This is a genomic window from Flavobacterium muglaense, assembly GCF_014305155.1.
Classification (GTDB): domain Bacteria; phylum Bacteroidota; class Bacteroidia; order Flavobacteriales; family Flavobacteriaceae; genus Flavobacterium; species Flavobacterium muglaense.
This window is the reverse complement of the sequence record NZ_JACRUK010000031.1, coordinates 22,274-45,654: the sequence shown is the minus strand read 5'-3', so window position 1 is coordinate 45,654 and position 23,381 is coordinate 22,274. Positions and strand designations below refer to the sequence as shown.

Here is a 23,381-nt window from a genome sequence, read left to right as displayed (position 1 = left end):
TGAAGACTAGCAACCGTGCAGACTTTAAGTCTGCTAACCAAATCTATGGACTTTCAGTCCATAGTGGTTTAGTTATGGAAAAACCGAAAAAAAAGCCCTTGTTTTCTGTTAAATATGTAATAATCATGAGTAGAGGAGGGCTATGTTTCTTAGTTTTTGATTATTTTTGACGGGTAACAATGCTAGGTATATTAGTGTAGCATTAAAAACAGTATTTTGAAAAGAGAAATTATTACGACATTAGATGGTTCTACAACCATACATATACCGGACTGGGATGAGTGTTACCACTCAAAGCATGGAGCAATTCAAGAAGCGCAGCATGTTTTTATAAAAAACGGACTTGCTTTGTTTGAAAATAAGAATGTTTCAATTTTAGAAATTGGTTTTGGTACAGGTCTCAATGCATTTATTACTTACTTAGAAAGTAAAAAAAGAAACCAAATAATTGATTATGTTGGGGTAGAAGCCTATCCTATATCGGCAGATGAGTTGCTTTCTATGAATTACGTAAAGGAACTTGATGCTATAGAATATCAACCTATTTTTGACACGATGCACCAAAGTAATTGGGAGGAGAAAACGGTGCTTGATGATGATTTTTCACTAACAAAGCGTCAACAGTTTTTTACTGATATCGTTGACGAGAATGCATTTGATTTGATTTATTTTGATGCTTTTGGATATCGTGTGCAACCTGAATTATGGAGCACTGCTATTTTTAAAAAAATGTATGATGCATTGAAGGATAATGGAGTGTTAGTAACCTATGCGGCTCGTGGTGTGGTAAAACGAAGTATGATTGAGGTTGGTTTTACTGTCGAAAAACTGGCTGGTCCTCCAGGTAAAAGAGAAATGTTCCGCGCTACTAAAAAAGCTGGATTATAAAAAGGATTGCGGTTTTTTTAGAAGGAAGATAGAATATTATTCTAAAAATTACGTTAATTTTAAAAGTAATCTAACTAAAAAATGTATTTTTACGTCAAGTTAAAAGTTTAATTCTAACCTAAAATTCTTATTTAATTATGTCGAAAATCATGTTTGATTACACAAAATCAATATTAGAAAGAGTAAGTTTCGATCCGATGCTTTTTTGCAAAGAATTAGAAAAAGCGATTAAAAGTTTGCTTCCTTATGAAATGGAGCAATTGCGAGAATGGTTATTTAGCTACACTAAAGAAAAGCCTGAACTGAAACAATGTTTATTAATTGTGAATCAATAAATAGTAAAAAGGAATCCATAAGGATTCCTTTTTTTTATGCCTTTTATTTTATTTAATGTAAGTTTTTGGCAATGCTTTTTTACGACATATGTATTTTGACGATTTTATTTGTTTTTTAACGTTGTTTTAAGCTCATGTTTCTATCTGAAATCTTTATATTTACAGTAGTAATTATTTCAATAATTTTATAAATCCCATTTGTTATGTCAAGAATGATTTACGATTACACAAAGGAAGTGCTTGAAAGAGTTAGCTTTAACACGGAGTTATTTATTAAAGAATTAAAAAAGGCTGTGAAAAATTTATTGCCTTACGAATTAGAAAGCTTAAAGCAGTGGTTGGATTTTTTTACCAGTGAAAAGCCTGAGCTTCAAAAATGTTTATTTATAGTGACCGAATAACACAAACAGGAACCATTTTTGGTTCCTGTTGCTGTGTTGTCCAAAGCTTGTGTTTATTACTAATTAGTTTTTTTTGTCAATTGGTCGATACTTTTTTGCAGTTTGGCTTAGCTTTTGTTTTATTATATTTTAAGTATAGTACATTTATACAACTATCAAGTTTTTAACGCTTTAAATAATTTATTATGTCTAGATTAATCTATTTTTATACTAAAGAAACTCTTGAAAAAGTAAGCTTTAACCCTGATTTGTTTGCTAAAGAATTAAAGAAAGCAATGAAAATTTTATTGCCTTATGAAATGGAACATCTAAAAAATTGGCTTAAATTTTATACTGATAATAAACCAGAGCTTACAAAATGCGTTGCTGTTATTTGTAAAAAGTAGTTTCCTATTTGTTTTTTTGAATCGGACTTACAATTTGCACGTTTTGAAAAACGATAGCGCCTTTTACTACTCCAGCAATAGTTGTTCTCAAGGCGTCTATGATGTGAATTTTTAGCTCACTTTTAGGATATATCAAACTTACTTCTCTAGCAGGTTTAGGTTCTTTAAAGTGTTTTAATTTTGTTTTGTCTGTTTCCTTTAAGTCTAAAGTGTGCAAATAAGGGAGTAGTGTTGTTCCTAGTCCTTCATCGGCTAGTTTAATGAGTGTTTCAAAACTTCCGCTTTCTATTTGAAAGTGGTTAAAATCAGTTTTACTATTGTTTTTACACAAATTCAAAATCCCTTCTCTAAAACAATGACCGTCTTGCAATAAAAGGATTTCATCCAAATTCAAGTCGGAAACTTCAATTTCTTCTTTTTGAAAATGATGGTGACTTTCAGGTATATAAGCCACAAAAGGTTCAAAATACAAAACAATTTCTTTAATTTTTTCTTCCATTAGGGGTGTTGCAGCAATTGCAGCATCAAGATGTCCGTTGTTGAGTTTGGTGATAATTTCCTCTGTATTGAGCTCTTCGATTATTAATTTTACCTTTGGATACTTTTTTATAAAATTATTTAAAAACATCGGTAATAGGGTAGGCATGATCGTTGGGATAATCCCTAATCTAAATTCCCCTCCTATAAAACCTTTTTGTTGTTCAACAATGTCCTGAATTCTATCGGCTTCGTTGACAATGTTTTTTGCTTGGTTGACTATTTTTTGACCAATATCTGTTAGTTGTATTGGTTTTTTGGAACGATCAAATATTTGAATGCTTAATTCTTCTTCTATTTTTTGGATTTGCATGCTCAAAGTAGGCTGAGTTACAAAACATTTTTCGGCTGCTAGCGTAAAATTTTTATGTTCGGCTACTGCTAGTACGTATTTAAGTTGTGTGATTGTCATCTATAGGATTTTATGATACAAATATAAAAACAATCAATTAAACTTATAGTTTATTTTGCTGTTTTTATTGGTAAATTTGAGTAAAATAAAAAATTATGAAAACTAATATTTTAGGATTGCCAGTAAAAGAGTCAGAATTAATAGTTAATGAATTAAATACATTGCTATCAAATTTTCAAGTATATTACCAAAATTTGAGAGGAATTCACTGGAATATTAGAGGAAAACGTTTCTTTGATTTGCATGTTAAGTTTGAGGAATTGTACAATGATTCGCAGTTAAAAATTGATCTAATCGCTGAGCGTGTTTTAACTTTAGGAGGCACTCCTTTACATACTTTTGAGGACTACATAAAGAACAATCAGCTTGCGGTAGGGAAAAATATTTCGAATGATGAAAAAGCGATTCATTTAATCGTTGGCTCATTATCACACCTGTTAAAAATAGAGCGACAAGTACTTACTAAAGCGTCCTAAATAAATGACTAAGGAACTAATGCAATGATGAGCGACTTTATTAGTGAGCAAGAAAAAACCATTTGGATGATGCAAGCTTGGTTAGAAGAATAATAAAATATATTATATTTGTAAACGTCATTATACTAGAATGTTAGTGTAATGACGTTTTTGTTTGTGTTAATATTTTTAGAATTTTGTTTAACATAATTTTTATTCTATCAGTAAAGCCTTATTTTTGTTTTAATGAAGTTAATTGCACGTTTACTATTATTCTTATTTATAGCTTTTCTATCGACGCCTACTATTGTACGTATGATACAGAAGTCTTGTGACACTTCGGTGATTTTTAGTATGAACGAAGAAGAACATGCTAAAAAGGAATTTAAAATTTTTGATGATTATAATGATGATCAAGTAGTTGTTGTACTTGGTAAGTACAATAAATCAAGCCTTATTTTATCTGAAAACTTATCAAAACACGATAAGATTATTTCTAGTATTTTTTCTCCCCCTCCCGATTTGGTATAGTATTTTCGACTAAATTTAAAGAAAATTAACTGTGTGCTTATTTAAGCATCACTGTAACTATATTATATTGTATTATTATGACAAAAAAAATCAATCTTTTTGCTAACCTTAAATCTGATTTTGCGTCTGGTTTAGTGGTTTTTTTGGTGGCGCTTCCCTTGTGTTTAGGTATAGCAATGGCTTCTGGTGCTCCTTTGTTTTCTGGAATTATTTCGGGTATCATAGGAGGAATTGTAGTGGGGTATTTAAGTAAATCTCACCTGAGTGTATCTGGACCGGCTGCGGGTTTAACAGCAATTATTTTAACAGCAATTACAGATTTTGGTGCTTTTGATATCTTTTTGACATCGGTTTTCCTTGCAGGAATCTTTCAACTTGTGCTAGGTTTTATAAAAGCGGGTAGTATTTCTAACTATTTCCCAACAAATGTTATTGAAGGAATGCTTGCGGGTATTGGGGTTATTATTATCCTAAAGCAATTACCACACGCGTTTGGATATGATGCTGACTTTGAAGGAGATCAATCTTTCTCTCAAAGTAATGGCGACAACTCTTTTTCATCATTGTTTGATGTGTTCAATCACGTGCAATTAGGGGCAATTGCAATAACGGTTGTTTCGTTAATAATTCTTATTTCATGGGATAAGGTCCCTTTTTTAAAGAAATTGAAGTTGGTCCCCGGTGCTTTGATTGCTGTTGTGGCAGGAATCATTTTAAATGAGTTTTTTATTAGAACAGGAAGTTCAATGGCTATTGCTAACGAACATTTGGTTTCTTTACCAGTTCCTAGTTCATTTGAAGAGTTGAAAGGAATTATAGTTACACCTAATTTTGCAGGTATTACCAACCCTAAAGTTTGGGTAGTAGGATTAACAATAGCTATCGTTGCTTCAATTGAGACGCTTTTATGTATCGAAGCTTCGGATAGAATGGATGAACAAAAACGATATACCGATACTAATATAGAGTTAAAAGCACAAGGTATTGGTAATATGATAAGTGCATTGCTGGGTGGATTGCCTATGACATCTGTAGTGGTACGTACATCGGCTAATAATGCCGCGGGAGCAAAATCAAAAATGTCTGCAATTATTCATGGAGTTTTACTTTTGATTAGTGTGCTTGCAATTCCAGTTATTTTGAATAAAATTCCATTAGCAACGCTTGCTACTATTTTAATATTAGTAGGCTACAAATTAGCTAAACCTGCTACTTTTATCCATTTTTGGGAGAAAGGGAAGTATCAATTTATTCCTTTCGTAGCTACCTTGGTTGCTGTTGTAACTACTGATTTATTAAAAGGAGTTGCTCTAGGTATCATCATAAGTATTATTTTTATCTTGAAAGGGAATCTTAAAAGAGCGTATAGCTTTAAAAAAGAAGAATATGTGGATGGAGATATTATCCATATCGATCTTGCTCAAGAAGTATCTTTCTTGAATAAAGCGGCCATTAAAAGCACGTTAAGTGATATTCCTGAAAACTCTAAGGTGATCATTAATGCACAGGATACGGTTTATATTGCTCATGATATCTTAGATTTAATAAAAGAATTTAAAGAAACGCGCGCTGTAGACGAAAACATTAAAGTAAAATTGAAAGGGTTTAAAAAAGCGTACGATTTAGAAAATAGTCCAGAGGCTACAAACCATGTTACATTCGAACATTATTATGATGTTGCTAAAAGACAGATGGTTAAAAAAGAAATTGTAGAAACGCCGAACAATGAGTAGTGCCCATAGTTATTAGTTGTGTTTTAATCGTAAATTTGATAAAACGATTAAGCTCAAAGGAAGTATTAAAAATTTAAAACGAAAGATAATGAGTGATTTTTATAAAAAAATATTAGATAATAATAAGGAATGGGTGGAAACGGCTTTAGCCAAAGACCCAAACTATTTTGCAGATTTGGCCAAAGGGCAAACACCACCATTGTTATGGATTGGTTGTTCAGATAGTCGTGTACCTGCAAATGAAATCATTGGTGCTAAGCCTGGAGAAGTGTTTGTACATAGAAATATTGCTAATATGGTAGTCCATTCAGATATGAATATGTTGAGTGTATTAGATTATGCTGTGAATGTTTTAAAAGTAAAACATGTAATTGTATGTGGTCACTACGGTTGTGGTGGTGTGAAAGCTGCAATGGGAAATCAATCAATAGGAATTATTGATAACTGGATTCGTCATATTAAAGATGTTTATCGTTTACATAATACTTATTTAGATTCTATAGAAGACGAAACGGAACGATTTAATGCTTTTGTTGAAATAAATATTAAAGAACAAGTTTTTGACTTATCTAAAACTTCTATCGTTCAAGCTGCTTGGAAAAGTGGTCAAGACCTAAGTATTCATGGTTGGGTTTACGGTTTGAATTCAGGATTTGTAACTGATTTAAAAGTAAATATTAGTTCGAATAAAGATCTAGATGAAGTTTTTCAATTGAAATTTTAATTAAAAAAGTCGCTTTAGTAAGCGACTTTTTTTTTACTCGTTTTCGTCAAGATTTTCATTAAAAGCAGATGGTAAAAGCTTAGGGATAAACTTGATTAATATAGGAAGCAATAAACTGCCTCCAGGAAGTAAAAAGATGGTTAATGACGGTACTGATTTACAGATGTCTAATAACTGTTTTTTTACTTTTTTCTTTTCTTTTTCATCTAAGTCTCGCGTGGTAGAAGTGGCTAGTAAAATCATCAACTCTTTACTTTGTACAATTTCTTTCACTAATCGGTTTTTGTTTCTACTGATTAACGTGATCACACTTTGGGTTGTTTGATCGTAAAAATGTTTTACCGGATTGGAATAATTAAAATAGGGGATATCCTTTTTATGGGTATTGATAAATGCATCAGTGCTGGTGATACTTTCTTTTACAAATGAGTCTGATACTTTTAGTAATTCGCCTAATTTATGCAGAAAGTAAACCTCCTCGTTTTCAATTTGACCGTCACTCCATAGCGCCATTCCGGCCATATCTATTAAATAGTATTTCTCTAAATCATTAGTGAAATATTCTAAATTTAATTCTTCTAAATTTTGAACATTTACTTTTGAAAACTTACTGTAACGTACGGATGCTTCGAAAAGTTTGATTAGTAAATCATCGTAATTGGATTTATTCAGCTTTGTTTTTAGAGAAAGCGTTACCAAACTATTAACGGTTTCTTCTATTTTTTTTAAATATTTTTCAGGTATTTCGTCATGAAGTAAATATTGGCGAAAAGCCAAAACATCCATAAATAATAACGCATTAGTTACAATGTGTGAAAAGTTTTTATTGATGATGTCAATGTTGGTTTGAACACGTTCATCAATTATTTTTTCTAAATTTAATGACGGAGCACCATTTGGTAGTACTTTTTTAAATAGACTAAAACCTTTTGGATTCATTTCATTATAAAAAGATAGTGTTTTTGTAATGAAGTGATCGGGATCTTTTTCTTGTTTTGTTAAGGTATAAATGGCAAATAAAGTATTCAATAAAGCCACCTTTGGTATTTCATTTTGCACCCATCCTTTAGTATCAATAGGAACATCGGTTTCAAAGGATACGATATGTCCGTAGATAAAGCCCGTTTTTCTAATTTTTTGATAAAACAGATCAGTGTCCGCAGATAGTATTTTCTCGGACAGTTTTTGCTTGCTAAAATATTTATCTATCCAACCGGAAGCCGAAGGGTTAATCATGGTATCAATTTAAAACTGCAAAGCTAAGTTTATTTATCAGTTTATTAAAAAAGCGAGCTTCAATTAATGATTAAATTTAGTTTAAATCCGTGATTTTAGATTGTTTTCACAACAATGTACTATTTCGTTAATTCTTTTATTCCTTGTTTCTGTACGTTTTGCTTGATGGAGCCAGTAGAGATAACTTTTTCGATAAGAAGGACTAAAGTTGAGATAGTTCTTGTAGGCGTTGCTGTTCGTGTCAAAAGCGTCTTGTAAGTCGGCAGGAATGATTAAATCTTCTACTTGGTCCAGAGCGGTCCAAGAGCCATTTTGTTTGGCGGTTTCTATTTTAGTAAGACCGCTTTGATGCATTAAGTTGTCAAGTAGTAGTTGCTCAATGTGTGATTTATTGACTTTGCTCCAGACGCTTTTGTCTTTTCGAGGAGTAAATGTTTGTTGGCGAGCCTCGTTATCAATTTTTTTTGCTGTAGAGTCGATCCAGCCGTAACATAAAGCAACCTTAACAGCTTCTTCCCAGCGCATACTCTCGTAAGAGCTGTTTATTTTGTACAAAAGCAAATAAATGCCCTTAGAGTTGGCGTGATTTTCATGAAGCCAATTACGCCATTCTAATGCATTTTTTAAATATAGAAGTTCTTTTTCTTCCAAAGTCGTTTGTGCCAATAAATTATTTAATGATTGCCGAGCAAGCAACTCTAGCACCTGCGTTTCCTGATGGTTGTGAAGTAAAATCATCTGTACCTTGGTGTACAATTAAGCCTTTGCCTAAAATGTCTTTTGCAGGATCTCCGCATCCTATACACCATTCGTCTGTAGTCATAGTGATAGTTCCGTTTCCTTTTGCGTCAGCGGTAAAATTACCAATGTCTCCTTTGTGGTATTCTCCAACGCCCCATTTACCATGCTTTTTGAATGTTGGATTCCAATGTCCTCCTGCCGAGCTACCATCTGCGGCTGAACAATCTGATTTTTCATGGATGTGAATGGCGTGAACTCCTGGTTGTAAGCCTGCTAGTTTAGCAACAAAAGTTACCTTACCATTTTTCTCTATAAAAGTTGCTGTTCCAGAAACAGAACTATTGCTTTTTGCTTCAAAAGCAATTTCTAATTTTTTACTGTCGCTAGATGAACTATTGGTTTTACAACCAATTAGAATTGCAACAACTAAAGCAGTTGATATAATTATTTTTTTCATGTGAAAGGTTTTAAATTTTGCTATAAAGTTACTTAATTAAGAGCTGTCAAAAATAAAAAAACCGCAATGTTTTACAACAGTTGCGGTTTTTTAACAAATAAATCTAACTAAAAACTATCTTCAGAAGCTTAAAAACAATAAGCGTTTTCAGCAACTAATTTAGCGGTAATCATTTCTCTTAATCCTACAATATTTGGCATATTAGTATATTTAGTGAAACGTCTTAATCCCATAAGCATCATGCGTTGCTCGTCTCCTTCAGCAAAAGAAATAACACTTTCTTTTCCTTTTTGAGTTACTACGTCTACTGCTTGGTACAAGTATAGTTTTGCCATTGCAATTTGCTCTTGTACTTTATCTTCTCCTTCTTTTTTAACTAATTTTTCAGTTCTAAGAATTGTGCTTTCAGCCATGTAGATTTCGATTAACATATCTGAAGCAGCCATCAAAATTTGTTGGTGAGAGTCTAAGTCAGTTCCAAATTTTTGAACTGCACTACCAGCAACCATTAAGAACGCTTTTTTCAATTTACCAACCATTTCTTTTTCTTCAGCAAATAACTCAGAGTAATCTGGAGTATCAAATGAAGGTATTCCTAAAAGTTCCTCACCAACTTTTGTTGCAGGTCCTAATAAGTCAACATGTCCTTTCATTGCTTTTTTGATCAACATTCCTACAGATAGCATTCTGTTGATTTCGTTTGTACCTTCGTAAATACGAGCAATACGAGCATCTCTCCAGGCGCTCTCCATCGGAGTATCTTCTGAGAATCCCATTCCTCCAAAGATTTGAATACCTTCATCAGAACAGTTTTGAACATCTTCAGATACTGCAACTTTCAAGATAGAACACTCAATTGCGTATTCTTCAACACCTTTTAATTCGGCATCTTGATGAGTAGATCCTTCAGCTTCACGAGCTGTGATTCTGTTTTCAATATCTTTTGCAGCTCTATAAGTAGCACTTTCACCAGCATAACAGCTAGTTGCCATATCAGCTAATTTTGAACGGATTGCTCCAAATTGTGAAATTGCAGTGTTGAACTGAATTCTCTCATTTGCGTAAGCGGTTGCATTAGTAATTACTCTACGTTGTGCGTCTAGACAAGCTGCTGCCAATTTAATACGTCCAACATTTAATGCATTCATTGCAATTTTAAATCCGTTTCCTCTTTCAGACAACATGTTCTCAACAGGAACTTTAGTTTCGTTAAAGAAAACTTGACGAGTAGAAGAAGCTCTAATTCCTAGTTTGTGCTCTTCTTCACCCATTGAAATTCCGTTATCAGCAGTGTTTTCAACGATAAAGCCAGTAATGTTTTTATCATTACCAATACGTGCAAAAACGATGAATACGCTACAGAAACCTGCATTCGAAATCCACATTTTTTGCCCTGTGATAGAGTATGTTTTTCCATCTTCAGATAAAACTGCTTTCGTTTTTCCTGAGTTAGCGTCAGATCCGGCACCCGGTTCAGTCAAACAATAAGCACCAAACCACTCACCAGAAGCTAATTTAGGTACGTATTTTTGTTTTTGCTCTTCGCTACCGTATAAAGTAATTGGCATAGTACCAATTCCTGTGTGTGCTCCGAAAGCAGTCGAGAATGATCCCGTTGCTCCAGAGATGTAATCACAAACTAAAACGGTGTTTACAAATCCCATTCCCATTCCGCCGTAAGCTTCAGGAACAGCTACACTTAAGAAACCTAAGTCACCTGCTTTACGCATTGTTTCTTCAGTTAAAGCGTAATCTTTCTTTTCAAAACGGTCTTTATTTGGCCATAATTCTTTATCAACGAACTCTTTTACAGAGTCACGCATCATTATTTGTTCTTCGTTGAAGTCTTCAGGAGTGAAGATATCTTCGCACTTTGTTTCTTTTACAAGGAATTGTCCTCCTCTAGTTACGTCTGCCATAATTCGCCCCCTTACCCCCGAAGGGGGAAATCCTACTAGGGGTCAGTAGGGTTTTAAATTCTTTAACCTAAATGAAGTTAAAGATGTGAATATATCTGTTTAAGAACTTGGAAATCTAATTTTTAATGGTAATCTTGGTCATTCCCCCTGCGGGGGTAGGGGGCTTTACATCAGCTCATAAACCCCGGCGCTACCTTGACCTGTTCCTACGCACATTGTCACGATACCGTATTTGTTACCACGGCGTTTCATCTCATCAAATAGTTGAACTGATAACTTAGCACCTGTACATCCTAGTGGGTGTCCCATTGATATCGCTCCACCATTTACGTTGATGATATCAGGATTTAAATCTAATTCTCTTATTACAGCTAATGATTGAGAAGCAAAAGCTTCGTTCAATTCGAATAAGTCAATATCATTAAGAGATAAACCTGCTTGTTTCAATACTTTTGGAATCGCTTTTACTGGTCCGATACCCATAATTCTAGGTTCAACACCTGCTGAAGCAAAGTTTACTAATCTTGCAATTGGCTCTAGGTTTAATTCTTTTACCATTTCTTCACTCATCACAAGTACAAAAGCAGCACCATCACTCATTTGTGAAGAGTTACCAGCTGTTACACTTCCACCAGCTTCAAAAACAGGTCTTAGTCCTGCTAAAGCTTCTATTGAAGTTCCGGCTCTTGGTCCCTCATCTTTGTTTACCACATACGATTTAGTTTCTTTTTTACCGTTTTCATTGATAAACGTTTGTTCTACTGTAATAGGGACAATTTGTTTGTCAAATTTACCTTCGGCTTGTGCTTTTAAAGCTTTCATGTGCGAGTTATAAGCAAACTCATCTTGATCTTCTCTTGAAACTTTAAACTGTTGTGCTACTGCTTCGGCCGTTAAACCCATTCCCCAGTAGTAGTCCTCGTTTCCTGCTTTTGCAACAGCATAATCCGGAGTTGGTTTGTAACCTCCCATCGGAATAAAGCTCATGCTCTCAGCACCACCTGCAATAATACAGTGTGCCATTCCTGATTGAATTTTAGCTGTAGCCATACCAATCGTTTCTAAACCAGATGCGCAGTAACGGTTTACGGTTACTCCAGGAACATCCTCTACTTTTAATCCCATCAAAGAGATCAAACGAGCAACGTTAAGTCCTTGTTCTGCCTCAGGCATCGCGTTTCCAACCATTACGTCGTCAATACGCGTTTTGTCAAAATCAGGCAGTTCATTCATCATGAATTCGATGGTTTCTGCTGCTAATTCATCAGGTCTTTTAAATCTAAAAACTCCCTTTGGTGCTTTACCAACTGCAGTTCTGTATGCTTTTACTATATAGGCTGTTTTCATATTAGCCCCCTAGCCCCCCGGAGGGGGAATTCCTATTAGGGGTGAATAGGATTTTTAGTTAATATTATAGTTAAACCTTCTAGATTCCCCCTTTGGGGGCTAGGGGGCTTTTAATTTCTAAGCGGTTTCCCTTTGGTTAGCATAAATTGGATTCTTTCTAGTGTTTTTCTTTCGGTACATAATGACAAGAAAGCTTCACGTTCAAGATCTAATAAATATTGTTCGCTTACCATTGTTGGTTCAGATAAATCACCACCAGCCATTACATAAGCAAGTTTGTTAGCAATTTTCTTATCGTGCTCTGAGATGTATTTACCCGCTTCCATTTGGTCCGTTCCTACTAAGAACATACCTAAAGCTTGTTTTCCTAATACTTTTACGTCAGTTCTTCGAATTGGTTGTGTGTAACCCGCTTCTGCCATTAGTAAAGCATGTTTCTTAGCTTCGGCAATTTGACGGTCTTTGTTCACTACGATAATATCTTTACCGTGTTGTAATAGTCCAGAATCAAAGGCTTCGTAACCAGAAGTTGATACTTTTGCCATAGCAATAGTCAAGAAATATTCTTGTAATACATTCAGCTCTACGTCATTTTTATGGAATAAGTCTGATGCACGCAATGCAAGTTCCTTAGAACCACCACCACCAGGAATCACACCTACACCAAATTCTACTAATCCCATGTAGGTTTCAGCTGCAGCTACAACTTTATCAGCATGTAAGCTCATTTCGCATCCACCACCAAAAGTCATTCCGTGTGGTGCAACCACAACTGGAATTGATGAGTAACGCACACGCATCATCGTATCCTGGAACATTTTGATAGCCATATTCAACTCATCATATTCTTGCTCCACGGCCATCATAAAGATCATACCAATGTTTGCACCTACAGAGAAGTTTCCTGCTTGATTACCAATAACTAAACCTTGGTATTCTTTTTCGGCTAAATCAATGGCTTTATTGATCGCTTGTAAAACGTCACCACCAATAGTATTCATTTTTGAAAGGAACTCTAAGTTGATGATTCCATCACCTAGATCAGTGATTACTCCACCACTGTTGCTCCATATTTTTTTGCTTTCGCGAATGTTGTCCAGGATAATAAAATCATCTTGTCCAGGGATTTTCGTTTGTGCTTTTGCAGGAATGCTGTAAAAATGAGTTGCTCCATCTTTAACAGTGTAGAAGCTTTTGTTTCCAGCAGCTAGCATCTCTGTTACCCAAGCAGCAGGTTCTAAACCTTCCGCTTTCATGATTTCAATTCCTTTTTCAACACCTATAGCATCCCAAATTTCGAATGGTCCATTTTCCCAACCGAAACCAGCTTTCATAGCATCGTCAATTTTGTATAACTCATCTGAAATTTCAGGAATTCTATTTGAAACGTAAGCAAACATTCCAGAAAAACTTTTTCTGTAAAATTCACCTGCTTTGTCTTTTCCTTTTACAAGAACTTTAAAACGGTTGATTGGTTTATCAATAGTTTTTGTTAATTCAAGTGTAGCAAACGACGCTTTTTTAGCCGATCTATATTCTAAAGTGTCTAAGTCTAAAGTCAGAATTTCTTTTCCTTCTTTTTTGTAGAAACCTTGTCCTGTTTTGCTTCCTAACCATTTGTTTTCCATCATTTTGTTTACAAACTCTGGAAGTTTAAATAAGTCGTGTTGCTCATCGGTAGGGCAGTTGTCATAGATTCCGTTAGCAACATGTACTAAAGTATCTAGTCCTACAACGTCAACAGTTCTAAAAGTAGCCGACTTAGGTCTACCAATTACTGGTCCAGTCAATTTATCTACTTCTTCGATAGTCAATCCCATTTCTTTCACCAAGTGGAACAAACTTTGGATTCCATAAATTCCGATACGGTTTCCAATAAATGCTGGAGTATCCTTAGCGACAACCGAAGTTTTTCCTAAAAATTTCTCACCATATATAGTAAGGAAGTCCAAAACTTCAGTTGAAGTTTGTGGGCCAGGAATAATTTCAAATAATTTTAAATAACGCGCAGGGTTAAAAAAGTGCGTTCCACAAAAGTGTTTCTGGAAATCTTCACTTCTTCCTTCACTCATAAAGTGAATAGGAATACCTGAAGTGTTAGATGTAATTAAGGTACCCGGCTTGCGGTATTTCTCCACTTGTTCAAAAACTAGTTTCTTAATATCTAGTCTTTCCACAACTACCTCAATAATCCAGTCTACAGTAGCAATTTTTGCCATGTCATCAGTAGTATTACCAGTCGTGATACGATTAGCAAATTTCTGACTATAAATAGGAGAGGGTTTCGATTTTAAAGCATTATTTAAATGCTCGTTTACCAATCGGTTTCTTACTACCTTGCTTTCTAATGTTAACCCTTTTTTGGCTTCAAGTTCTGTAAGCTCTCTAGGAACAATATCTAGAAGCAAAACTTCGACACCAATGTTAGCAAAATGACAAGCAATTCCAGAACCCATGATTCCGGATCCAATTACTGCAACTTTTTTAATTGTGCGTTTCATACTTTTTTATTTTTTTTTTTGAGGGAGAAAAAAATCTCATTTATTGTTTTATCGATTAAAATGCAACAGCTAGAACGAGTTAGTTTTCTGTATTTTCAGTTTGATGTGTCATTTCGCTGACACTTGAATTAGTAAAAATATTTTTTTCTAAAATGAGTTCGTTGATTGTTTCTGATACTTCAATGAAATGCTGTAATTTTTCTTCCGAAATATTATGTTTTACTGCTTCATTGAATTGCAAAACCGTACTCTTTGATAATGCTCTTTTTTCTTTTCCAAAATCGGTTAAGTAGATTAGTACTCCACGACCATCATCTGGGTTTTTCTTTCGAACAATTAATCCTTTGTCTTCCATAGATTTTAAAGTCCGAGTCAAACTGGTGGCCTCCATTCCCATTTTTGGTCCTAAGGCCGTTGAGGGAGTACCACCTTCTTTGTCAATGCTTAGTAAAGCAAACCCTGTTGCCATGCTCGCATCATACTTTGAAGCTTCTTCATTATACATTCGTGCGACTGCTTGCCAAGTAGCTCTAAGGATGTAATCTATTGTTTTGTCTTTCATAGGAACTATATCGATTTCAAATATAAGAAAAAATACTATGCACGCATAATAAATTCAAATATTTTTTGTTAAAAAGTATTAAATATAAAAAAACACCGCTGAATAAGAGCAAATTGGTTATTTTTTTAACGTTATTTTTTTGACATAGTTACTTATGAAAGTAAAAGATGGTGATTATTTCTATTTCTCGAACTAAATTAAAGGTTTTGATGAACCGATAGGGGTAGTATTGATTGTTGTTTCTAATCGTGTTTTTCGATTTTTATTATTTAGCCTGATTACATTTCAGTATGAAATAGGATATAAAAACAAAAAACCACGAATCGAAATTCGTGGTTTTGGATGTTTTTAATTGTATATCTTGTTAAATAGTGGTTTGTACATTTGCATGACTATTTTTCGTTTCAGTTTTAAAGTCGGCGTTAGTTGGCCACCTTCTACAGACCAAGTATCAGGTGTTAATTCAAAACGTTTGATTTTTTCCCAATTTCCAAATTTTTCATTCAGTCCGTCAATTTCTTCTTGAATTCGGGCAATTACTTTTGTATTTGTAATTAAGTCTTCATTTGTAGTCCCTACATCTACTTTGTGAATAGCTGCCCATTCTTTAATAAAGTCAAAACTTGGTTGGATAAATGCGGCAGGCATTTTTTGACCATCTCCAATTACCATGATTTGTTCAATGAAACGCGATTGTTTCATAGTATTTTCTAGAATCTGTGGAGCAATGTATTTTCCACCAGATGTTTTGAACATTTCTTTTTTACGATCGGTAATTTTTAAGAAGCCTTCGCTGTCAAACTCACCTATATCTCCGGTATGGAAATAACCGTCTTTGATTTCCTCGGCAGTTTTTGCGTCGTCTTTAAAGTAGCCCATCATTACGTTAGGGCCTTTGCATAGAATTTCGCCATCTTCGGCAATTTTTACTTCTACGCCATCAATTACTTTTCCTACTGTTCCTACTTTGAATCCTTTGTTTCTCATGTCATTCACAGAGATAACGGGAGAAGTTTCTGTTAATCCGTATCCTTCCATTACAGGGATTTCGGCTGCGGCAAATACGCGTGCTAGTCTTGTTTGCAAAGCTGCACTTCCAGAAACCATTAAGTCAAGGTTTCCACCAAGACCTTCTTTCCATTTGCTAAAAATTAATTTTCGAGCTATTTTTAATTGAAATTCGTACCAAGCACCATTTGCTCCATAAGGTTCGTAACGCAATCCTAGGTCAATAGCCCAGAAAAATAATTTTCTTTTGATACCAGTTAGGTCAGCTCCTTTTGCGTATATTTTGTCGTACACTTTTTCTAGAAGTCTTGGTACTGCTGTAATAACTGTAGGTTTAACTTCTTTAAGGTTGTCACTTATTTTGTCGATTGCTTCTCCAAAATAAATTGAAACACCATAATATTGGTATAAATACAAGATCATACGTTCAAAAATATGACAGATAGGCAAAAAGCTTAATGCTCTACTTTTTCCTGCCTCAAAAGGAATTCTTGGAGCACTATTTAATACATTAGATACAATGTTACTATGAGATAACATTACACCCTTAGGTCTTCCTGTTGTTCCAGAGGTGTATATGATTGTAGCTAAGTCTTCTGTTTTTACACTGTTTTTGGCAGCTTCAACTTCGTGTTGATTGCTTTCATCTGCACCAAGAACTAGTAACTCACTCCAGTTTTTAAATCCTTCAATTTGATTAAAAGTGTACACTTCTTTCAAATTAGAAACGTTATGCTTGATTGAATTTAGTTTATCTAGGACTTCTGTATCTGATACAAAACAATAGATAGCACCAGAATGGTTCAGGATGTATTCGTAATCTTCTTCGGATATTGTTGGGTAAATAGGCACCGTTTGTGCACCAGTTTGTAGAATACCAATATCCATAATATTCCATTCCGTTCTATTTGTAGATGAAATGATGGCGATCTTATCGTCTTTTTTAATGCCTAATTGGAGTAATGCTCTTGAAACTGCATTGGCTTTTGCAATATATTCTTGAGTAGATGTTTTTACCCATACACCATCTTGCTTTGTTACTAAAGCGTCTGGAATTGAAGTGTATTTATCTTGTTGATAATAAGGAAAATCAAAGAGTCTGGTGATAGAAGTCATTAATCGGAATGTTGAATTGAATCGCAAATTAAATAAAAAAACAGTTCACTTTTTGTTTTTAAAAAATTAATTCGGAAAAATAAATTAGAATTTTGTGTTGTAACGCAATCGTTTTCTTAAAATAAAAAAATAAGAGGTTGATTTTGAGTTCTAAAGCGTCAATGTGGTAAAGTTACAAAATAAAAATTATTTATTCTTGATATTCTTTAACTCGTTCGCCCATTATAAACATTTTCTTCTTTTGGAAGTGAATTGAGAAGTGTGCATACGTCCATTCTTGGTCGTCACCTTCTGTTTTGTACCAAAGGGAGTAGGTCGCGTAGTTGAAACCTTTTTGGTATTTAGGAGTTCCATTTTCTAGACATTCCATTCCCCATACGATTGATTGTTTTGTCAAATCAGTCAATTGGTAAATCCCTGTACCATTAGGATTCAATTGCATGATAGGTTCTTTTGCGCCTTCAAAAAGATAGGTTCCAGTAATGGGGTAGTTTATTTTTGTGGTGATGAAATGCGTATTGCCTTTGATTTCTATTTTTTCTACATTTTGCGAAAAGCAATTTACAAGGAAAAGTAAGGAAATAACGACTGATTGCTTTATGGTATTTATCATCTTTGGCGTGGATTGTATTAAAGTTTTTGGAATTGGTCCAAAACTACTGTTTCCAACTAATTTGCACAACTATTCGATCATAAAAAAAAGCAATTCTGTAATCAAATTCCTTGTGTAATAGGATGTTTTGGCTAGTTGTCGCATTCTTGTAGTATTTTTACCAAAGACCAAATAACCCTTTTTTGGCAGCAGTGTTTACTCTATTGTTGTTTATAATTTCTGAAATTTCATATTTATCAAACTTGTCAAGCAAGGCGTCGCTTCCTTTTTTTAGTTTCAGTAACATTTCTTCTTTATAAAGCGGAATCAAACAGTGAAAATGAATGTTTTTTTGATCATTAATTTCTAAGGTTGTAAATTCTTCACCAAATGTATAGCTTGATAGTAGCATCATACAGCCTAGCTTTGTATTATCGGCAAATGGAGCTGCATTTTCACCATTGGGAATTGTATGTCCTTCTCCCACCCAGGTATTGTATTCATGAGGAAAACGGGCAATGGTCTTTAACCACCGTACGGGCCAGTAATTGTTTTCATCTTCAAATGCTTTTTCGTCAATTTTCCAATCGTTAGGCAGTAAAATGCAGAGTTCCGCAAAGCGAAAGTTTTCTAAGCCTTCGGGTACATGCATTGGTAGGTCACTCATTCCGGATGTTACCAGTGTGTTGAATGGGAATTTCTTAGAGGGTTTTACCCAATGAATATCAATATGAACATGGTCTGAAACGATTTCATGGTATACGAGCTCAATCGGGCCAATGTGTTTTTCTATATGATCGGAGATTGCATCTATGTTTTGATCATCACCAATAGCAGGCCTAAACTCATTCGGGACAACATCATCGTAACGATAAATAGGATTTCCAGATTTAGACATTTCTTGATCACTCATTCTTTATTACTTTTAGGTGCTGTTTGCTATTGGTTGTTTGGTTAAAAATAGGAAAAATTTTCAGAATTTTAAAAAATTTTTAAAATTATTTAGCAGAAGGGGCGTAGTCTGACCTAGTGGAAGTGTTAGGCTATTATGATCTAAAGTAAAACTGGGGATTGGAGGTTTTTTATTCGAATTGTTTAAAAAACGAGATAGTATTGAAGTTGTTTTTGATTTTTCTACTTATTTTTGAGCTTATATCATACTAACCTAAATATATAATAATGAAAAAAACAATTGTAATTGCTTGTTCAATTTTGGCTTTAGCGAGTTGTAAAAAGGAAGAAAAAGTACAAGAAATGAAGTCGGATGTGGCTTATGCTACCTTTGGCGATAGTATTTCGGCAGAAAACGCTTTGTCAAAAGAAGAGGTATTAGCGACTTATGCTAAAATGGCCCAAGGAGATACTGTTGCTATTAAATTCAAATCAAAGATTAAAGCGGTTTGTAAAGAAAAAGGTTGCTGGATGAATCTAGATTTACCTGATGAAAAAGAAGTTTTTGTAAAATTCAAAGATTATGCTTTTTTTGTTCCTACAGATTCTAAGGATGAAGAGGTAATCATAAGTGGTAAAGCGTATGTTAGTGTAGAATCTGTTGAAGATTTGAAACATTATGCTAAGGATGACGGCAAGTCGCAAGCTGCAATTGATAGTATTGTAGCTCCTAAAACGAAGTATTCATTGATGGCTGATGGTGTATTGATTCAAAAGTAAGCCAACGGTCTTTAAATTTATAATAAAAAAAGCGCTCCTTTTAAGGGGCGCTTTCACTATAATTAATTAAAAAATTACTTTTTCTCAATCCACAATCTTGCATTAACAAAAGCTTCATGCCATGGCGAAACCTCATCGTTTCTACCAGCTGGATAATTAGCCCAGTTCCACTGGAAAGTAGAGCGCTCAATATGTGGCATCATCACTAAATGACGACCTGTTGTGTCGCATAGCATTGCTGTGTTGTAATCAGATCCATTTGGGTTTGCAGGATAGCTGTCGTAACAGTATTTCCCTACAATGTTGTAGTTTGCTTCTGGTTCTGGTAAGTTGAATTTTCCTTCTCCATGTGATACCCAAACTCCTAATGTTGCTCCTGAAAGAGTTGACAACATTACTGATTTATTTTCTTGAATAGTTACCGAGGTAAAGATACTTTCGTGCTTATTACTATCGTTATGAAGCATTTTTCCGTGTACTTCGTGCTCTGGATTTATTTTTTCTAATTCCATCAATAATTGGCAACCATTGCAAATACCTACTGATAAAGTGTCTTCTCTTTTAAAGAAATTATCCAAAGCTGTTTTTGCTTTTTCGTTGTACAAGAACGCTCCGGCCCAACCTTTAGCAGATCCTAATACATCAGAGTTAGAGAATCCTCCAACAGCACCAATGAACTGAACATCTTCTAGGTTTTCACGTCCCGAAATCAAATCGGTCATGTGAATGTCTTTTACATCAAAACCAGCTAAATACATGGCATTAGCCATTTCACGTTCTGAGTTACTTCCTTTTTCACGAATGATGGCCGCTTTTGGTCGAGCATTTCCGTTAATGACAGGCTTTTTACCTGTAAAATGAGCAGGGAATGTGAACTGTAACGCTTGGTTTTTATAATTATCAAAACGCGCTTGTGCTGTTCCGTTTTTAGATTGTTTTTGATCTAATAAAAAAGAGGTTTTGAACCAAATATCTCTGTATTTTGCAATATCTAATTCACAAGAGCTAAACGCTAATTTTGCATTTGTGGTAACTGTTCCTAATTTATAGAAAGAAACACTATTTGCATTTAACTTAGCTTCTAAATCAGCATCATTTTTTGCTTGAAAAACAAGACCAATATTCTCAGCAAAAAGGTATTTAATAATGTCTTTTTCTTCAAAAACAGAAAAATCAATTTTGGCACCCAAATTTACATCTGCAAAACACATTTCTAATAAAGTAGTGATCAAACCACCACTTCCTATATCGTGTCCTGCTACAATTTGATTGTCAAGAATTAACTCTTGGATTGTATTGAAGGCTTTTTTGAAGAAAGCAGCATCTTTGATAGTAGGTGCATCTTTTCCAATTTTATTCAACGTTTGTGCAAACGATGAACCTCCTAGTTTAAATTCGTCTTGTGACAAATTGATGTAATAAATAGAATCCCCGTCTTTTTGCAAGACAGGTTCAACCACTTTTTGAATATCAGTACAGTTTCCACCTGCCGAAATAATTACCGTTCCGGGCGCAATAACTTCTTCGTTCGGATAACGTTGTTTCATAGAAAGCGAATCTTTTCCTGTTGGAATATTCACTCCTAATTCGATTGCAAAATCCGAACAACTTTGAACAGCTGCGTACAAACGAGCGTCTTCTCCTTCATTTTTACAAGCCCACATCCAGTTAGCCGAAAGTGAAATTCCGTCTAAACCACCTTTAATAGGAGCCCAAACAATGTTAGACAAAGACTCCGCAATCGCCGTTCTCGTTCCTGCAACAGGATCGATTAGTGATGCAATAGGCGAGTGGCCAATTGAGGTAGCAACACCTTCTTTTCCGTTGTAATCTAAGGCCATTACACCACAGTTATTCAATGGCAATTGTAAAGGGCCTGCAGTTTGTTGTTTGGCTACTTTTCCACCTACACAACGGTCTACTTTATTTGTCAACCAGTCTTTACAAGCTACTGCTTCTAGCTGCAATACTTGCTCTAAATAAGTTGAAATGTTTTTCTTGTCGTATCCTAAATCGGCATAGTTTCTATCGATGTTTTTATCAGTCATCACTACTTTTGGCGAACTACCAAAGAAGTCCTCTAAAGCATAATCCATTGGTTTAGCACCAGTAGTTTTTGATTCGAATGTAAAACGATGATCACCAGTAACATCACCAACTTGGTACATAGGAGAGCGTTCTCTGTCTGCAATGCGTTGTAAAATATCGATATTTTCTTTGGCAATAACCAGTCCCATTCTTTCTTGTGACTCGTTACCAATAATTTCTTTTGCCGAAAGGGTAGGATCACCAACAGGTAATTTGTCTAGATCGATTAATCCTCCTGTTTCTTCTACTAATTCCGAAAGGCAATTTAAGTGTCCACCTGCTCCGTGATCGTGAATAGATACAATTGGGTTAACATCACTTTCCACTAATCCACGAATGGCATTAGCGGCACGTTTTTGCATTTCTGGATTCGAACGTTGGATAGCGTTTAACTCGATACCAGAACTAAAAGCACCTGTATCTGCCGATGAAACTGCTGCTCCACCCATTCCAATTCTATAATTTTCTCCACCTAGAATAACAATTTTGTCTCCTGTTTGTGGTTTTTTCTTTATCGCTTGATCTAATTTTCCGTATCCAATTCCACCTGCTTGCATGATAACTTTATCAAAACCCAATTTGCGAGCGTCCTCTTCATGTTCGAATGTTAGAATGGAACCCGTAATAAGTGGTTGACCGAATTTGTTTCCAAAGTCAGATGCTCCGTTAGATGCTTTGATCAAAATGTCCATTGGTGTTTGATACAACCATTTTCTTTCTGTCATTCCGTTTTCCCAAGGTCTATTTTCCTGAGCGGAGTCGAAGGACTCTAAACGAGAGTAAGAGGTCATGTATACTGCAGTTCCTGCTAATGGCAACGAACCTTGTCCTCCTGCTAAACGGTCACGAATTTCTCCACCAGCTCCCGTTGCAGCTCCGTTAAAAGGCTCTACAGTTGTTGGGAAATTGTGGGTTTCTGCTTTTAATGAAATTACTGAGTCAAACTCTTTAACTTCATAAAAGTCAGCTTTGTCAGCACTTTTTGGTGCAAATTGTTCTACGCGTGGTCCTTTTACAAAAGCCACATTATCTTTGTATGCCGAGACGATATCGTTCGGGTTTTCTTGTGATGTTTTCTTGATTAATTTGAACAATGATGAAGGCATTTCTTCGCCATCAATTACAAATGTTCCATTGAAAATTTTATGGCGACAGTGCTCTGAATTGGCTTGTGAGAAAGCAAAAACCTCTGAATCGGTCAATTTTCTACCAATTTTCACGGCTAAGTTGTCAAGGTATGCTACTTCTTCAGGGCTTAACGCCAAACCTTCTGATTGGTTGTAAGCAGCGATATCTTCAATCTCTAGAATTGCTTCTGGCTCGATATTGATTGTAAAAATGTCTTGATCAAGTGCGCTGTACTTTTGCGAAAGCATCGGATCAAAATCAGAGAAATCTTCCGTTACGGCTTTAAATTCTTCGATTCTAATGATTCCTGAAATCCCCATATTTTGAGTAATTTCAACGGCATTAGTACTCCATGGCGTAATCATAGTGGCGCGTGGGCCAACAAAAAAATCCGTCAATACGGATTTTTCTATTTTATTGGAGTCGGCAAAAAGCCAGTTTAATTTTGAAATGTCTTGAGCCGAAATTTCGTTTTGCGTCTGTACTGCAAAAACAGTTTTGCTTTGGTTTTCAAAGAAATGGATCATTGTTGTGTAGTTTGTTGTATTGCGTTGCAAATTTAGTTAATTAAGATTAAAATGCTAATAAAAAAAAGCGGCAATATTGCCGCTTT

20 protein-coding genes and 1 pseudogene are annotated in these 23,381 nt (G+C 34.9%); 9 read left to right on the top strand and 12 right to left on the bottom strand.

The features are described 5' to 3' along the window. Nucleotides 1–216 precede the first annotated feature (216 nt). From mnmD to H8R24_RS12275, 4 genes are all read left to right on the top strand, one after another. On the top strand, nt 217–888 hold the full coding sequence (gene mnmD / locus H8R24_RS12290) for a tRNA (5-methylaminomethyl-2-thiouridine)(34)-methyltransferase MnmD (RefSeq protein ID WP_187019424.1): 672 nt from the start codon (nt 217–219) through the stop codon (nt 886–888). Between the two features lie 137 nt (nt 889–1,025). Continuing rightward, complete coding sequence (locus tag H8R24_RS12285) at nt 1,026–1,223, top strand: hypothetical protein (protein WP_187019426.1); 198 nt, start codon at nt 1,026–1,028, stop codon at nt 1,221–1,223. Nucleotides 1,224–1,426: 203 nt separating this feature from the next. Further along, entirely contained in the window at nt 1,427–1,624 is a 198-nt protein-coding gene (locus tag H8R24_RS12280) for a hypothetical protein (protein ID WP_187019428.1), read from the top strand. Between the two features lie 185 nt (nt 1,625–1,809). Further along, nucleotides 1,810–2,010: a hypothetical protein gene (locus H8R24_RS12275; protein WP_187019430.1), complete on the top strand. Its 201-nt coding sequence runs from the start codon at nt 1,810–1,812 to the stop codon at nt 2,008–2,010. Nucleotides 2,011–2,014: 4 nt separating this feature from the next. Here H8R24_RS12275 and H8R24_RS12270 read toward each other — a convergent pair whose 3' ends face one another. Continuing rightward, complete coding sequence (locus tag H8R24_RS12270) at nt 2,015–2,959, bottom strand: LysR substrate-binding domain-containing protein (protein ID WP_187019432.1); 945 nt, start codon at nt 2,957–2,959, stop codon at nt 2,015–2,017. Nucleotides 2,960–3,054: 95 nt separating this feature from the next. Between H8R24_RS12270 and H8R24_RS12265 the strand changes: the two are divergent. The 4 genes and pseudogenes from H8R24_RS12265 to can all read left to right on the top strand — a co-directional run bounded on the left by H8R24_RS12265 (nt 3,055) and on the right by can (nt 6,402). Further along, nucleotides 3,055–3,528 (top strand): annotated as a pseudogene (locus tag H8R24_RS12265) (Dps family protein). A gap of 132 nt (nt 3,529–3,660) precedes the next feature. After that, on the top strand, nt 3,661–3,945 hold the full coding sequence (locus H8R24_RS12260; RefSeq protein ID WP_187019434.1) for a hypothetical protein: 285 nt from the start codon (nt 3,661–3,663) through the stop codon (nt 3,943–3,945). A 77-nt stretch (nt 3,946–4,022) separates the two neighbouring features. Further along, the gene (locus H8R24_RS12255; RefSeq protein WP_187019437.1) at nt 4,023–5,678 is read left to right on the top strand and encodes a SulP family inorganic anion transporter; all 1,656 of its coding nucleotides are present in this window, start codon (nt 4,023–4,025) and stop codon (nt 5,676–5,678) included. 88 nt (nt 5,679–5,766) lie between these two features. Next, complete coding sequence (gene can / locus H8R24_RS12250; RefSeq protein WP_187019439.1) at nt 5,767–6,402, top strand: carbonate dehydratase; 636 nt, start codon at nt 5,767–5,769, stop codon at nt 6,400–6,402. 33 nt (nt 6,403–6,435) lie between these two features. Here the strand turns inward: can and H8R24_RS12245 are convergent, their stop codons facing one another. From H8R24_RS12245 to H8R24_RS12200, 10 genes are all read right to left on the bottom strand, one after another. Continuing rightward, nucleotides 6,436–7,638 (bottom strand): LETM1-related biofilm-associated protein, encoded by a 1,203-nt coding sequence (locus H8R24_RS12245; protein WP_187019441.1) that lies wholly within the window; start codon nt 7,636–7,638, stop codon nt 6,436–6,438. Nucleotides 7,639–7,719: 81 nt separating this feature from the next. Beyond that, entirely contained in the window at nt 7,720–8,376 is a 657-nt protein-coding gene (locus tag H8R24_RS12240; protein ID WP_187019444.1) for a YdeI/OmpD-associated family protein, read from the bottom strand. Next, nucleotides 8,309–8,836 carry a superoxide dismutase family protein gene (locus H8R24_RS12235; RefSeq protein ID WP_187019446.1) on the bottom strand — a complete coding sequence of 176 codons (528 nt, stop codon included), beginning with the start codon at nt 8,834–8,836 and terminating at the stop codon, nt 8,309–8,311. Before H8R24_RS12235 ends, H8R24_RS12240 begins: the two co-directional genes overlap by 68 nt. Before the next feature lie 128 nt (nt 8,837–8,964). After that, on the bottom strand, nt 8,965–10,755 hold the full coding sequence (locus H8R24_RS12230; protein ID WP_187019449.1) for an acyl-CoA dehydrogenase family protein: 1,791 nt from the start codon (nt 10,753–10,755) through the stop codon (nt 8,965–8,967). Between the two features lie 165 nt (nt 10,756–10,920). Further along, a complete protein-coding gene (locus H8R24_RS12225) occupies nt 10,921–12,102 on the bottom strand; it encodes an acetyl-CoA C-acyltransferase (protein WP_187019451.1) in 1,182 nt (393 codons plus the stop codon). A 110-nt stretch (nt 12,103–12,212) separates the two neighbouring features. Next, complete coding sequence (locus tag H8R24_RS12220; protein ID WP_187019453.1) at nt 12,213–14,603, bottom strand: 3-hydroxyacyl-CoA dehydrogenase/enoyl-CoA hydratase family protein; 2,391 nt, start codon at nt 14,601–14,603, stop codon at nt 12,213–12,215. Between the two features lie 79 nt (nt 14,604–14,682). Further along, on the bottom strand, nt 14,683–15,165 hold the full coding sequence (locus H8R24_RS12215) for a MarR family winged helix-turn-helix transcriptional regulator (protein ID WP_187019456.1): 483 nt from the start codon (nt 15,163–15,165) through the stop codon (nt 14,683–14,685). A gap of 348 nt (nt 15,166–15,513) precedes the next feature. Beyond that, nucleotides 15,514–17,289: an AMP-dependent synthetase/ligase gene (locus H8R24_RS12210; protein WP_187019459.1), complete on the bottom strand. Its 1,776-nt coding sequence runs from the start codon at nt 17,287–17,289 to the stop codon at nt 15,514–15,516. 190 nt (nt 17,290–17,479) lie between these two features. Beyond that, nucleotides 17,480–17,902 carry a hypothetical protein gene (locus tag H8R24_RS12205; RefSeq protein ID WP_187019461.1) on the bottom strand — a complete coding sequence of 141 codons (423 nt, stop codon included), beginning with the start codon at nt 17,900–17,902 and terminating at the stop codon, nt 17,480–17,482. 157 nt (nt 17,903–18,059) lie between these two features. Beyond that, a complete protein-coding gene (locus tag H8R24_RS12200; protein ID WP_187019463.1) occupies nt 18,060–18,794 on the bottom strand; it encodes a suppressor of fused domain protein in 735 nt (244 codons plus the stop codon). A 266-nt stretch (nt 18,795–19,060) separates the two neighbouring features. On the opposite strand from H8R24_RS12200, the gene H8R24_RS12195 reads away from it, so the two are divergent. Then, a complete protein-coding gene (locus tag H8R24_RS12195) occupies nt 19,061–19,552 on the top strand; it encodes a DUF4920 domain-containing protein (protein WP_222617401.1) in 492 nt (163 codons plus the stop codon). A 74-nt stretch (nt 19,553–19,626) separates the two neighbouring features. On the opposite strand, the gene purL is transcribed toward H8R24_RS12195, so the two are convergent. Beyond that, nucleotides 19,627–23,295 (bottom strand): phosphoribosylformylglycinamidine synthase, encoded by a 3,669-nt coding sequence (gene purL / locus H8R24_RS12190; protein WP_187019465.1) that lies wholly within the window; start codon nt 23,293–23,295, stop codon nt 19,627–19,629. Between the last annotated feature and the right edge of the window lie 86 nt (nt 23,296–23,381).

Bases quoted from the DNA above. Each gene is read 5' to 3' on its own strand.
- H8R24_RS12255 (WP_187019437.1), top strand. From the start codon at position 4,023: ATGACAAAAAAAATCAATCTTTTTGCTAACCTTAAATCTGATTTTGCG.
- can (WP_187019439.1), top strand. From the start codon at position 5,767: ATGAGTGATTTTTATAAAAAAATATTAGATAATAATAAGGAATGGGTG.
- H8R24_RS12210 (WP_187019459.1), bottom strand. From the start codon at position 17,289: ATGACTTCTATCACCAGACTCTTTGATTTTCCTTATTATCAACAAGAT.
- H8R24_RS12205 (WP_187019461.1), bottom strand. From the start codon at position 17,902: ATGATAAATACCATAAAGCAATCAGTCGTTATTTCCTTACTTTTCCTT.
- H8R24_RS12225 (WP_187019451.1), bottom strand. From the start codon at position 12,102: ATGAAAACAGCCTATATAGTAAAAGCATACAGAACTGCAGTTGGTAAA.
- H8R24_RS12275 (WP_187019430.1), top strand. From the start codon at position 1,810: ATGTCTAGATTAATCTATTTTTATACTAAAGAAACTCTTGAAAAAGTA.
- H8R24_RS12235 (WP_187019446.1), bottom strand. From the start codon at position 8,836: ATGAAAAAAATAATTATATCAACTGCTTTAGTTGTTGCAATTCTAATT.
- H8R24_RS12195 (WP_222617401.1), top strand. From the start codon at position 19,061: ATGAAAAAAACAATTGTAATTGCTTGTTCAATTTTGGCTTTAGCGAGT.
- H8R24_RS12245 (WP_187019441.1), bottom strand. From the start codon at position 7,638: ATGATTAACCCTTCGGCTTCCGGTTGGATAGATAAATATTTTAGCAAG.
- H8R24_RS12240 (WP_187019444.1), bottom strand. From the start codon at position 8,376: ATGATTTTACTTCACAACCATCAGGAAACGCAGGTGCTAGAGTTGCTT.
- H8R24_RS12215 (WP_187019456.1), bottom strand. From the start codon at position 15,165: ATGAAAGACAAAACAATAGATTACATCCTTAGAGCTACTTGGCAAGCA.
- H8R24_RS12230 (WP_187019449.1), bottom strand. From the start codon at position 10,755: ATGGCAGACGTAACTAGAGGAGGACAATTCCTTGTAAAAGAAACAAAG.
- purL (WP_187019465.1), bottom strand. From the start codon at position 23,295: ATGATCCATTTCTTTGAAAACCAAAGCAAAACTGTTTTTGCAGTACAG.
- H8R24_RS12270 (WP_187019432.1), bottom strand. From the start codon at position 2,959: ATGACAATCACACAACTTAAATACGTACTAGCAGTAGCCGAACATAAA.
- H8R24_RS12280 (WP_187019428.1), top strand. From the start codon at position 1,427: ATGTCAAGAATGATTTACGATTACACAAAGGAAGTGCTTGAAAGAGTT.
- H8R24_RS12260 (WP_187019434.1), top strand. From the start codon at position 3,661: ATGAAGTTAATTGCACGTTTACTATTATTCTTATTTATAGCTTTTCTA.
- H8R24_RS12220 (WP_187019453.1), bottom strand. From the start codon at position 14,603: ATGAAACGCACAATTAAAAAAGTTGCAGTAATTGGATCCGGAATCATG.
- H8R24_RS12200 (WP_187019463.1), bottom strand. From the start codon at position 18,794: ATGAGTGATCAAGAAATGTCTAAATCTGGAAATCCTATTTATCGTTAC.
- H8R24_RS12285 (WP_187019426.1), top strand. From the start codon at position 1,026: ATGTCGAAAATCATGTTTGATTACACAAAATCAATATTAGAAAGAGTA.